The sequence below is a fragment of the Portibacter lacus genome, assembly GCF_021533215.1.
Taxonomy (GTDB): domain Bacteria; phylum Bacteroidota; class Bacteroidia; order Chitinophagales; family Saprospiraceae; genus Portibacter; species Portibacter lacus.
Map to the genome: position 1 here is coordinate 22,969 of NZ_JAJNKA010000018.1, position 12,160 is coordinate 35,128.

The window sequence follows — 12,160 nt, forward strand, 5'->3', positions numbered from 1 at the left end:
GGTTAACAAATCATTCAAATTTCTCCTTCAAAAATTGACCTGTAAAAGACTCTTCCACTTTCGCTAGATCTTCAGGCGGTCCCTGAAAAATCAGATATCCACCATCATTTCCACCCACTGGACCTAAGTCTACAGCCCAATCAGCACATTTGATCACGTCCATATTGTGTTCTACGATCAGAACAGTATGCCCATTTTCCACTAAGCCATTCATCGCAATCATCAACTTCTCAATATCATGAAAGTGCAACCCAGTCGTCGGCTCATCGAAGATAAAAAAGATCCTTTCTGATGCTCGATCCTTCCCTAGGTAAGAAGCTAACTTGATCCGCTGTGCTTCACCACCTGAAAGTGTACTTGAAGATTGACCTAACTGAACATATCCCAAGCCTACTTGACTCAAAGGCCCGATCTTACTTAGTATTTCTCTATTATCCTCGAAGAAATCGATCGCCTCATCGATGGTCATATCCAGCACATCAGCGATATTCTTTCCTTTATACTCCACTTCTAAGATATCTTGCTTAAATCTTTTTCCTTTACAATCTTCGCAAACCAATTTCACATCTGCTAGAAACTGCATCTCGACAGTAATCTCTCCATCACCTTTACAATTATCACATCGGCCACCATCCACATTGAATGAAAAATGCTTAGGCGCTAAACCTTTAATTTTAGAGGCTTGCTGATCCGCATATACCTTCCTGATTGCATCATAGGCTTTAACATACGTAACTGGATTGGACCTAGAAGATCGACCGATTGGATTCTGGTTGATCATTTCCACAGCCGTCACCTGACTTAGATCTCCCGTTAATTCGTTGAAATCTCCCATCATACTACCGACCGGTTCATCAAGATGTTTCTTAAGTGCTGGATAGATGATGTGTTTCACCAAACTCGTTTTCCCCGACCCAGAAACACCTGTAATCACGGTGATCGCATTAAGTGGAATCGTTACGTCTATATTCTTAAGGTTATGCTGGCGCGCACCCGTAATCATTAGCTTATTAATCACTTTTCGCTTAGAAGCAGGCACAGCAATTTTCTTAACTCCATTAAGATAGGCAGCTGTCAAACTTCCATTCCCTCCTTTTCTAAAACTCTTATAATCACCAGCGAAAACAACTTCACCACCATTTACACCTGCAAGAGGACCGATGTCTACAATATAATCCGCGTTCGTAATGACTTCCTCCTCATGCTCTACTACAATCACGGTATTGTCTAAATCTCGTAATTGCTTCAGCACTTCCACCAATCTCGCAGTATCTTTCGGATGCAATCCAATACTCGGCTCATCTAGAATATAAAGCGAATTCGTCAAGTTGCTACCAATTGTTCTCGTCAAATTAATCCTTTGGGTTTCACCTCCACTTAAGGTGTTCGACAATCGATTCATAGAAAGGTAACCTAATCCAATATTATCCATGATCTCCAGGCGATTATTTACCTCGAAAAGGATTCTTTTCGCTATGATCGCATCATTCTCTGAAAGTTCTAATCCATCAAAGAATATCTTCAGGTCAGTAATCGGCAGATCCACCACCTCCATAATATCTCGACCGCCAATCTTTACATAGGAAGCTTCTTTTCTAAGTCTTCCTCCACCACAATTCGTACATTCTGTTTTACCACGATACCTTGCAAGCATTACTCGATTCTGAATCTTGTAAGTTTTTTCTTGTAGTTCTTCGAAAAAAGCATTAATCCCAAGAAAATAATTATTCCCCTTCCATAAGGTCTCCTTTTGCTGCTTTGTTAATTCAAAATACGGACGATGGATTGGAAAATCAAAAAGATGAGCAGCGCTAATCAATTGATCTAACCATAACCCATTCTTTTCACCCTTCCATGCGGCAATTGCCCCTTCATATACAGAAAGGCTTTCATTCGGAATGACTTTTTTAGGATCGATTCCTAGTATCTTGCCATATCCTTCGCATACTTTACATGCGCCATATGGATTATTAAAGTTGAAAAGCTGATGACTTGGTTCTAAGAATTCTATCCCGTCTAACTCGAATCGATTATTAAATTTGGTCTCTTCCTCTGACTCATGATCCAAAACGATACAGTTTCCCTCACTTTCTGCGAAAGCAGTAAGAACTGAATCTGCAATTCTCTTCATGTTGTCATCTTCTTGACTCACAGAAAAACGATCTATAAGGACACGATACTTCGTTGCTTCCTCAGAAACTACACTTACATCCAGATCCATATCACTTTCTAGGATTTCCTCAATGTATTGGAGTTCATTGTTGTGATTTACTCTAGAATATCCGCGTTGCAATAACATTTCTAGCTCAGTCTTGATATTTCTATCATCGTATTTAGCCTGAAATGGAATATAAATGGAAATTTTCGTCCCATCTTTTTTACTTAGAATAAAATCAACGACATCACTTACTTGATGTTTTGTTACGATATTTCCAGATATGGGCGAAATGGTCTTTCCTATCCTAGCGAACAACAATCGCAAGTAATCATACACTTCTGTCAAGGTTCCTACCGTGGATCTAGCGTTCGAAGAACTTACTCTTTGTTCAATAGCAATCGCTGGACTAATTCCTTTTATAAAATCTACTTTAGGTTTTTTCATCCTACTCAAGAACTGTCGAGCATAGGAAGAAAGTGATTCCACATACCTTCTCTGGCCCTCTGCATAAAGGGTATCCATGATAAGAGATGACTTACCAGATCCACTCAAACCTGTTACGACGATCAACTTTTCTTTAGGAAGTACGATCTCTATATCTTTGAGGTTGTTAGATTTGGCACCTTTTATGTGTATATATTTTTGATAATCGATATTATCATTATTAGTTACTGGCAATTCTTGTTCTTTAATCATTGAAAAGCATTAATTAGCAAAGTTAACAACTCAGTTAATTTTATGTTAATCAATATTAAATAATAGAAAGAATAAAAAGTTTATAATATATTTGAGGAATAATATTTTGATATTTAAATTAATACCCTATATTTGGGTTTCATTTTAATCATTACATAAAATAATAGCATATAAGATACGTACATCTACACTGAACTAAAAATAATTTTTTTTCCATAATCGACTTTATAAGTTTAGTTAAATATGATGAACGTACAACAGCTAGAAGACAGAGATTTAATTCTACAATATCTCGATGGTAATGATAAAGCTTTCGAAGTTTTACTGACAAGACACAAGCAAAAGATTTATACGTCTATATATCTATTTGTAAAAGATCATGAGCTTGCTGATGATATTTTCCAAGATGTTTTCATAAAAATTATTGATACCTTAAGAAAAGGTAAATACAACCATGAAGGGAAATTCCTACAGTGGGCGTTAAGGATTTCATACAATATGTGTGTGGATCACTTTAGAAGATCTAAGAGAAGAAGTAAAGTTTCTGCCTCTGAGACATTCGATATCTTCGATGTATTAGAATCTCCGGACGAAAATATGGAAGATGCGATGATTAAAAGTCAGGCATATGGCAAAATCAAAGCTTTAGTAGATCAATTACCTCCAGAACAAAAAGAAGTAGTTATATTGAGACACTACGCTGATATGAGCTTTAAAGAAATTGCGGCTCTTACTAGTGTGAGTATTAATACAGCTTTAGGAAGAATGCGTTACGCATTGATTAATATGAGAAAATTAATTGGTGATAAAGAAGTAGTATTCCAATAAAAAGAAAAGATTGAGTTTAAGTTAGTAAGTTATAAAAGGGAACAATCACATGGTTGTTCCCTTTTTCTATTTCAGGACGAATTCAACCTGACATTTTTTGAAGAGCAGGCTAGCGTGGATGGAAAATGTAAGGTTTTATCTTCAACCGAAAAATCCCAGCTCTTTCACTTTTCATCCTTTCAATAATACTATACAATCAGTAACAGATCGACAATAATTTAAGTCATTGATAGAAATTGCTTAAATAGAATCGCTTGATCACATATCAGATTTTAACATTTTTACTATATTACTGCCCTATCTAAAAAATAAACAAAAAACATGCGTTCAATACTTATTCTATTATTGTCAATTTTCTTTTTTTCAGCTAATAGTCAGTCTAACCTTATAGAAGGAAAGTGGGATTTAACCGTAAGTGCGGAAGGGAAAGAGAAACCTTCATGGTTATCCGTTAGTCACTCAGGAGTTAATACTTATGTAGGTCAATTTGTCTATGCTTTCGGAAGTGCAAGACCTATTTCAGAAGTGAAGATGGATGGAAATAAATTTAGCTTTTCTATTCCTCGTCAATGGGAGCCAGAAGGTCAAGACATGCAATTCACTGGAACAGTGAATCAAAATTCAATTTCAGGAACATTGATTTATACGGATGGGACAAAGCAACCATTCACAGGAGTAAGAGCGCCTAAATTAGCATATACTTATAACCCAACTTGGGGAGAACCGATTAATCTTTTCAATGGTAAAGACTTTACAGGTTGGACACCAATGGGAGAAAATCAGTGGAAAGTGATCGATGGTGTATTGACAAGTGAAAAGGCTGGAGCTAATCTGGTTTCTAATCAGAAATTCGATGATTTCAAACTACACATTGAATTCAGATATCCTAAAGGAAGCAACAGTGGAATTTATTTAAGAGGACGATATGAAACACAGATCGCAGACAATGCTGGATCAGATCCATCGAATATATTATTTGGTGGCATTTATGGATTCTTAACGCCAACAGAAATGGTTGCTAAAGCAGCAGGTGAGTGGCAGTCTTTTGACATTACACTAATTGGAAATAGAGTTACGATTATTGCTAATGGAAAACCGATTATTATTGATCGTGCGATTCCAGGGATTACAGGAGGAGCTTTAGATAGTAATGAAGGAGAAGCCGGACCGTTTATGATTCAGGGAGACCATGGACCAGTTGAATTCAGAAATATCATTGTAACGCCTAGAATTTAAGAGCGGTTAGCGGTTAGCGGTTAGCGGTTAGCAAAAAAAGGATTTTAGTTTTTATTTTTAGCGAATCCTTACGGAACTCGGAACCAGATCGTCGAGCCGAAATGGTATTGCAGGGATCGCCGAGCTAATTGCTGTTAGTTTTTTTAGCTCTCATAAGACACCTGACTCCCGACTTACGACTAAAGACTTCTGACTATAAACCTACCACATTCAGCTCTGCAATCCTCCCATTCACACACTTACTCCCTCGGCTTACAGATCTAAACGTTAATAGAATTCCGGACTAAAGACTCCAGACTAAAGACTCATGACTTCTGACTAAAGACTTACGACTCCTGACTTTAATCCTCCCTCCCTCGGCTTACAGATCTAAACTTTAATAGAACTCCAGACTAAAGACTTTCGACTCCAGACTTACGACTTTAATCCTCCCTCCCTCGGCTTACAGATCTAAACGTTACTCCCAAAAAAAAAGATACCCGAAATGATATAACGGGTATCCCTCAATAACAATATCAATTAATTAATATTATCCTAATTTACTGTTCGACCTTTCGCCGTCTTCTTCTTGATCGTCGTTTTTCGAATCGCTTTTAAATCAATTAATAACGCAGAATACGCACTATTACTATCCGTACGATATACTCTATCATTATAACTTACCGTACCATAATCCCTATCCCAGTCCGCAGCAAGCATCATATACTTACCACTATATTTCTGGTTAGGTCCGAACATCATATATTTATCATCACCTCCTTCCTCGAAACTGATCGCAAACCTATTAATCTTTGGAATAAACAAGAGCACTCCCGGAGTTCCTTTTGGAAAACGCACTTCTTCGATTTCTCTACCTGCAACAACTTTAACTTTCCCGTCTTTAATTGCTGACTCACCTTCTCTCATTTGCCTTGTTAAAACAATATCTTGCGATAAGTAAAACTGAATGGATTGCAGATCTCTTTCAGACCAACCGTTCTCTTTGTATAACTTCTGAGTAAATGGTGTCAACCTCGGACTACAAGAACTCATCACCATCATGAATAATCCTGCGAGTATTAAGATTTTATTTTGCATAATTTATTTTCTTTTTCCTTTGACAAATTAAAGTATTAAAAATTTACATGCTTAAAATTAAGATAATTTAACAAGCATTTAAATTTTTGATAACTACCTTGGCTATTAAATTTAACACTTATGAAATTCAGCCTATTAACGCTCTTACTTCTTTTCTACTTTTCATTTTCTAGTTGCAGCTCCTCTAAGAAGTTAGTAGATATTCAGGACGAATTGACAACTAAGCAAATGTCAACAGACCGATTTTTCAATAGCAAGCAAATCATTACCTATATTTCCATTCCTAAAAATTCTAAAAACTACGAATTGGATTTTGCTCATGCAGGAAATGAATTAATCAAAACCAGTGAATTAGCTCAGACGAATAATGCCCTTGCAGCCATTAATGGTGGGTTCTTCAACATGAAAAAAGGAGGAAGCGTTACTTACTTCGAAAAAAACGACCAGGTAATTAGCGAATCGACAACTCCAGCCGCTGATCGAAAAAGTGATACCTATGTTCTCAATGGAGCTATTGTTATTGACAATGAGCACAACTTAGTCATGGAAGAATTTAATGATGACCAACATTACATAGATTCTCCTGATGAATTAGCGGTATTGGTTACGGGACCGATACTGCTCGAAAACGGAACCGCATTGAAATTAAAAGAAACATCTTTTGTTACTAAAAGACATCCACGAAGTTGTCTGTGCACAAATGACCAATCTATATTTTTAATCGCAATAGATGGGAGAAGTGATGTTGCAGAAGGTATGAACTTGAAAGAAACACAAGAATTTCTATTGACCTTAGGATGTAAGGATGCGATCAACTTAGATGGTGGTGGATCGACAACTTTATGGAATAAAGAGTCAGGAATTGTTAATAATCCAAGTGACAAAACAGGAGAAAGACCAGTTTCGAATATTCTTTATATCAGAAATTTTTGAGTTAGAGTTACGATTCTGGATTTTGGATATTATTCATCCAACTTGATAAGCGAAAAAAAATATTTATAGCGTCTGCTGGTAAGTGGACAGGTAACTGAATGCTATATCCTACATTTTTTGCTCACAGCTCATAGCTCATAGCTCATAGCTCATAGCTTATAGCTTATAGCTCACGACTAATGTTTATGTTCTGCCCTGTGTTCCCTGATTAGATCACGACCAAAATCTCCATCAAAATCACGCCATACTGTGTGAACGTGGTTCGCATTATTTTGGGCATTATCGAATTCAATTAAAAAAGTCTTTCCTTGAACTCTATAATAATGTGCTTTCGTTTGTTCTGTTGCGCCTGCCCAGGCAAATAATATTTGATCAAAATCCTCTCCTTCTAGTTGCTTGTATCTTTTTTCAGCTAATTCCTCAGGCATAGCACTTAAGTAAAGTTTTATAAGGTCTTCCATGATGATAATTTGGACTTCATTCAAGGCGCTCATTCTTATTCCCAATGCTGGAAGAGGTTTCGCTTCAGAAGTATTCGTTGTGAGTATCTCATAAAATGCTTCTTCTTGAATGATAGCAACATCACGTTGTTCTTCGTCCATAGAATTAATTAGCGCAAGACCTGCTTGTTCTTCTTGCATTAAAACTGCAGTTCCTTTTTTCGCACCTGTTCTAACGACTCCTGGATTCGCTCCGAAAAATCTAGGACTCATACTTACCTTATTATCCACATAGGTAAAGTGTAGAAATACGTGATGCCCTGTAAAACTCCATGACCATTCACTTTCGCCTGGTGTTCCAAAAATAGAAATGAAATACTTTAGCGGGTCTCGATAATCAGGCTTCCCTTCTATTTCAGCAAGGACATTTTCCAGATCAATAATAGCATGCGTTTTATGATAACCACTTTCTGAAAGTGTAGATCTTAACAATTGATCAAATTTTGCTTTTTGATCTTCGTTTAATTCTGCCAATGAAAGTCCTTTTCTAGGAAAAGATTTCGCTGGAAGAAAATGCCAATTCGTTCGGTTTTCATGATCGAAATCCATCATGACTTTCTCTTTCTGAGATGGGTTTAATGCATTTATAAATTCAACAACTGGAGTGTTTGCTTTTTGATCCCAATTAGGGGACACTAAACTGTAACTAAAAAATGCAATGGAGGCTATTATTAAATATTTCATATTCCAAGTAATTTAAGAAAAAAAAATGATGTGAATCCTATTTTCTCCACATTGACCATAATCCAAACAACGGACCAATTCCAAGAAATACAAACAAATACTTAAAAGTGATGATTTCCGCGACATAACCCATCAATTGAATACTGACAACTGTTAATGCAAAACCTATGCAATTAACTAGGGTCAATGCTGTTCCTTTTAATTCAGGAATCGCATGTTTTGCAACCAATGTAGAAAACATAGGCGAGTCAGATGAGATACTCACGCCCCAAACAATCATAATCGGAATGAAAAAAATTGACATAGAAAAAATAAAAGGAGATAACAAGCAGATTGCTCCTGATGTCGCTAATGCAACTGTCGCTATTACTTTAGGTTGGAATCGCTGACTTAAGATCCCTGATATAGCACAGCCTACCCCTCCGGCTGCTATAATTATGAAACTCCAAAACGAAGTATCCAGATTTACATTACAAATATCTTGATGATACAATAACATCGCTGGAAAAAAGGCCAACACAGCATAAAGCTCCCACATATGACCGAAGTAACCAAAAGCTGCGGCCCTAAATTCAGATTTACTAAAAGCAGCAAAAGCCTTTCTCATTTGAATTTTCTGAGAAGGTCTTCGAAATGGGCCGTCTGGTACTAAAGTAAAGATTAATATACCGCCTATCAATGCCAATGCCGAAGTTGCAATGATAACGTATCGAAAAGAAAGTTCTCCCATCAAACTTTTGATCAAATGTGGAAATGCAGTTCCGAGAACCAATGCTCCAACTAAAAGTCCTAATGATTTCCCTAGATCCTTATCATAATAGTCCGCAGCAATTTTCATCCCAACTGGGTATATTCCCGCAAGAAAAAATCCTGTCAAAAACCTTGAAACCAAAGCCACACTATAATTTCCATCACCACCTAAAATTAAGAGATTAGATCCCGCAGCTAGAATCGCACTAATAAAAAACACCTTGGAAGGTGAAAATCGATCTGCAATATTCAATAAAGCATAAAATAACGTACCTACTATAAACCCCAGTTGGATAACGGAAGTCAAATTCCCAACCGCGTTTTCAGGAAATCCGAAAGTAAGAATCAGATCATCGACTACCGCATTTCCAGCAAACCACAATGAAGTGCACAGAAACTGAGCAAGAACGATAATGATCAGGACACGTGTTTTCATAAAACGTACTTCGCAAATAACTGTTCTAAAACCGTTTCCGGCGAATCGCTTATTCCAGAATGTACTTTCGAAGACTGTATTATAGTACTTCTATTTGCGGTCAACCATCTGAATCGATATGGCATGTCACATTGAGCTATTGGTCCTCCTGCAGAACTTCCCTCACATATCAACGACCAGGAATTAAGGTATTCCGCTACTTCATCAAGGTCTACTTCTTCTGAAAATACTCGGAGGCGCTCGGCGTTGAGATTATATTTTACATTGAGATACTTAAGTCTTTTGGAAAAAACAATCACTCCTATATTGAGAAATTCTTCACGCTCTACCCTAGGCACCAACCGAATGATGGCATACTCAAATGTTTCCTGCTTGGGCATCTTCAATTTCTTTCTTTAGTAAATCAATTTTCTCCAACTTGCTCTGCAGAAATTGGGCATATACCAGTTTATCTTGTCCTTCTCCTAGCCAATCTGCAGGGATGAGCTGGACGATTTCATTTACTTTAGTATTTGTTATTTTTTCCTTTATTTCCGTCAAAGCAGTGTCTAATTCCTTAGCTTGATTTAATAGTACATGATCTTTTATCATCGGGAATGTTCGACTTAAATGTTGCTCCCAATGTTCCCAATTATGGTGAAAGTACAAACTCGCACCATGATCGATTAACCACAACTCCTTATGCCATGATAGCATGTTGGTATTTTTTGCTGTTCGGTCAATGTTTGTAATGATGGAATCAAGTAATACTATCTTAGAAGCTGTAAGCGCATCTACTTCACTCACAAGTGGATCATAGGTAATTGATCCTGATAGGAAATGCAATCCTAGATTAAGCCCTACACTAAATTTCAATAAGTCTTGAATTTCCTCGTCACCTTCCGATTGACTGAAGGAATTATCCAAGTTCATAAATACCAGTTCAGGCATCTTTAGATCTATCGCTCGCGCTAATTCTCCTCCGATTAATTCCGCAATTAATGCTTTCGTTCCTTGGCCTGCACCACGAAATTTGATCACATACAGAAAGCCATCATCTGCCTCTACTATTGCAGGGAGCGACCCACCTTCTCTTAGTGGAGTCACATATCTAGTCACATTTACCGTTCTTATATCTAAAGTTGACATGCACGCAAGGTATTAAAAAATTAAGTGTTTTTTTATACATCTGAAAACATGTCCCTTTATTTATAAAACTCATAATCAGGAACAACTAAATTGGTAAGTTCTACCGAATGTCCATCAGGATCTTCGAAATAAATTGATCTAAAGTAGTGGTGATCTTGCTCTTGAAATTCAATTCCTAATAAGTTTAAATGCTCCTTAGCTTTTTGAAAACTATCTGATGAAACATTGAATGCGAAATGGTCAATTTTTATATTTCTAGAGTTAGCATTTTGTGACGTATCTTTTCCATTCGCAGGAAATAATGCTATTCCTGTTTTTCCAGCGAGCATAAAAACTGGGAAGGCTCCCCATTCCTTAAACTTGCATTCTTTTAGACCTAAAACTTTAGTATACCATTTCGCAGATAGGTCAATATCCTTTACTCTGATTGCAACATGATCCAAAAAATCAATTTTAAAGTCTACCACTGAATATTAGGTTAGCGAAAGAATAATAGTGTTTCAGAATTAATCACTTACTGTAAATACTAAAATAGTGTAGTTTTATCAAAATTCTAATCTATTTTGTGAATTTCCCATAAACACCTGAAACATAAGGTCCATTCAGAAAATCTATAGGATCGAGATCGCTTTGCACCACGACTCCTTTCGGTTTATTTTTTAATAAGTAATAAGCCGCTTCGCACAATGCAGAAGCTGTCGTTGCTTGAATAGCCCTTAAAGTCTGGTTTCCGATAACTGTTGGGGGAATGTCATATGCACGATCTATAGCCCGAAGAACACCATCTCGATCATAACCCGATACATAGGAATACATTACGATCCGATCATTTTCCACACTTGGAATATTAGCACGCATGAATTCATCTAACGCTAGAGACTTATCTTTCGAGTCACTTAATTTTCCTAGACTTTCCTTAACCCAATCATAGTGACCTGGAAATCTTAAGGTTTTATAATCCAAATTTCTAACCTTGGTAGCAAGAGCATTTGGAAGATTAGCTGCACCGCCAGAAGTATAACTATCTTCGAAAGTCTCTCCGTTAATAATAATCCGCTCCACTCCTGTCAAAGAAGGAATTAACTTTTTTTGATGATCGATAACTACAATAGCATCCTTCACATATTCTGTAGCTACACCTATTGGACTCCAAGTATAAGCATAGTAAGAAGGAGCATTCGCACTTTGGGAAAGGGCTCCAACTCTCATCTTCATTCGTTCAAGCTTATCATTTCCATAGCATTCCTTGAATTCATTGTATAATGCGCATCCCAATACATTCACGTATCCAGGTGCAATTCCAGTCTGTAGCAAAAAGCCTTGTTCAGCATTTTCAGCAAGCTTAATGATATCATCTGTTTCTTTCACATACTCCGTCAAATTCGCATAATGCGCGTTGTTATCTGTTGCTAGTTTAGCAATTCTAGGTGCCTGGCTCCCTGGAAGACAGTCTAAAATAACATCTGCTTCACTAAATACAGTATCCATTTCCTCGTTAGAATGTTCTAGCGGCATTAAAAAAGATTTAATGCTAAGGTCACGAGTTTTCCCTTCTATGATCCAGTTCATAGATTCCCTCAGGGATCGTTCATTGATATCACCTATATAAATGGTTGGCTTCATGGCAGAATTACAGGCCAATATTAGAGCGGCAGCACGACCGATACCTCCTGCACCGCATATTACTATGGTAGGATTCATTACTTGTGGCTTTTTTTATCACATTAAGAGATA

The 12,160-nt window shown here is 37.0% G+C and carries 11 protein-coding genes; 3 read left to right on the plus strand and 8 right to left on the minus strand.

Annotated features, from left to right (window positions below):
- Positions 1-10: 10 nt before the first annotated feature.
- Entirely contained in the window at positions 11-2,854 is a 2,844-nt protein-coding gene (gene uvrA / locus L2586_RS22060; protein WP_235295134.1) for an excinuclease ABC subunit UvrA, read from the minus strand.
- Positions 2,855-3,100: 246 nt separating this feature from the next.
- Here uvrA and L2586_RS22065 point away from each other — a divergent pair, with 246 nt between their 5' ends.
- Together L2586_RS22065 and L2586_RS22070 are read left to right on the plus strand one after the other, a co-directional pair.
- The gene (locus tag L2586_RS22065; RefSeq protein ID WP_348535556.1) at positions 3,101-3,682 is read left to right on the plus strand and encodes a sigma-70 family RNA polymerase sigma factor; all 582 of its coding nucleotides are present in this window, start codon (positions 3,101-3,103) and stop codon (positions 3,680-3,682) included.
- 321 nt (positions 3,683-4,003) lie between these two features.
- Positions 4,004-4,918 carry a 3-keto-disaccharide hydrolase gene (locus L2586_RS22070; RefSeq protein WP_235295136.1) on the plus strand — a complete coding sequence of 305 codons (915 nt, stop codon included), beginning with the start codon at positions 4,004-4,006 and terminating at the stop codon, positions 4,916-4,918.
- Positions 4,919-5,452: 534 nt separating this feature from the next.
- Here L2586_RS22070 and L2586_RS22075 read toward each other — a convergent pair.
- Positions 5,453-5,995 carry a hypothetical protein gene (locus L2586_RS22075; RefSeq protein ID WP_235295137.1) on the minus strand — a complete coding sequence of 181 codons (543 nt, stop codon included), beginning with the start codon at positions 5,993-5,995 and terminating at the stop codon, positions 5,453-5,455.
- A gap of 120 nt (positions 5,996-6,115) precedes the next feature.
- On the opposite strand from L2586_RS22075, the gene L2586_RS22080 reads away from it, so the two are divergent.
- On the plus strand, positions 6,116-6,928 hold the full coding sequence (locus L2586_RS22080) for a phosphodiester glycosidase family protein (protein ID WP_235295138.1): 813 nt from the start codon (positions 6,116-6,118) through the stop codon (positions 6,926-6,928).
- Between the two features lie 176 nt (positions 6,929-7,104).
- Here the strand turns inward: L2586_RS22080 and L2586_RS22085 are convergent, their stop codons facing one another.
- From L2586_RS22085 to L2586_RS22110, 6 genes are all read right to left on the minus strand, one after another.
- Entirely contained in the window at positions 7,105-8,112 is a 1,008-nt protein-coding gene (locus L2586_RS22085; protein ID WP_235295139.1) for a DUF3500 domain-containing protein, read from the minus strand.
- Positions 8,113-8,149: 37 nt separating this feature from the next.
- A complete protein-coding gene (locus L2586_RS22090; RefSeq protein WP_235295140.1) occupies positions 8,150-9,298 on the minus strand; it encodes an MFS transporter in 1,149 nt (382 codons plus the stop codon).
- On the minus strand, positions 9,295-9,678 hold the full coding sequence (locus L2586_RS22095) for a DUF3037 domain-containing protein (RefSeq protein ID WP_235295141.1): 384 nt from the start codon (positions 9,676-9,678) through the stop codon (positions 9,295-9,297). The genes L2586_RS22090 and L2586_RS22095 overlap by 4 nt, the downstream gene beginning before the upstream one ends.
- Positions 9,656-10,426 carry a HipA family kinase gene (locus tag L2586_RS22100; RefSeq protein WP_235295142.1) on the minus strand — a complete coding sequence of 257 codons (771 nt, stop codon included), beginning with the start codon at positions 10,424-10,426 and terminating at the stop codon, positions 9,656-9,658. The genes L2586_RS22095 and L2586_RS22100 overlap by 23 nt, the downstream gene beginning before the upstream one ends.
- 56 nt (positions 10,427-10,482) lie before the next feature.
- Positions 10,483-10,893 carry a VOC family protein gene (locus L2586_RS22105; protein WP_235295143.1) on the minus strand — a complete coding sequence of 137 codons (411 nt, stop codon included), beginning with the start codon at positions 10,891-10,893 and terminating at the stop codon, positions 10,483-10,485.
- 91 nt (positions 10,894-10,984) lie between these two features.
- Positions 10,985-12,127: a saccharopine dehydrogenase family protein gene (locus L2586_RS22110; RefSeq protein ID WP_235295144.1), complete on the minus strand. Its 1,143-nt coding sequence runs from the start codon at positions 12,125-12,127 to the stop codon at positions 10,985-10,987.
- Between the last annotated feature and the right edge of the window lie 33 nt (positions 12,128-12,160).

Coding starts and splice junctions, on each gene's coding strand:
- L2586_RS22065 (WP_348535556.1), top strand. CDS start 3,101: ATGAACGTACAACAGCTAGAAGACAGAGATTTAATTCTACAATATCTC.
- uvrA (WP_235295134.1), bottom strand. CDS start 2,854: ATGATTAAAGAACAAGAATTGCCAGTAACTAATAATGATAATATCGAT.
- L2586_RS22070 (WP_235295136.1), top strand. CDS start 4,004: ATGCGTTCAATACTTATTCTATTATTGTCAATTTTCTTTTTTTCAGCT.
- L2586_RS22085 (WP_235295139.1), bottom strand. CDS start 8,112: ATGAAATATTTAATAATAGCCTCCATTGCATTTTTTAGTTACAGTTTA.
- L2586_RS22095 (WP_235295141.1), bottom strand. CDS start 9,678: ATGCCCAAGCAGGAAACATTTGAGTATGCCATCATTCGGTTGGTGCCT.
- L2586_RS22075 (WP_235295137.1), bottom strand. CDS start 5,995: ATGCAAAATAAAATCTTAATACTCGCAGGATTATTCATGATGGTGATG.
- L2586_RS22110 (WP_235295144.1), bottom strand. CDS start 12,127: ATGAATCCTACCATAGTAATATGCGGTGCAGGAGGTATCGGTCGTGCT.
- L2586_RS22080 (WP_235295138.1), top strand. CDS start 6,116: ATGAAATTCAGCCTATTAACGCTCTTACTTCTTTTCTACTTTTCATTT.
- L2586_RS22090 (WP_235295140.1), bottom strand. CDS start 9,298: ATGAAAACACGTGTCCTGATCATTATCGTTCTTGCTCAGTTTCTGTGC.
- L2586_RS22100 (WP_235295142.1), bottom strand. CDS start 10,426: ATGTCAACTTTAGATATAAGAACGGTAAATGTGACTAGATATGTGACT.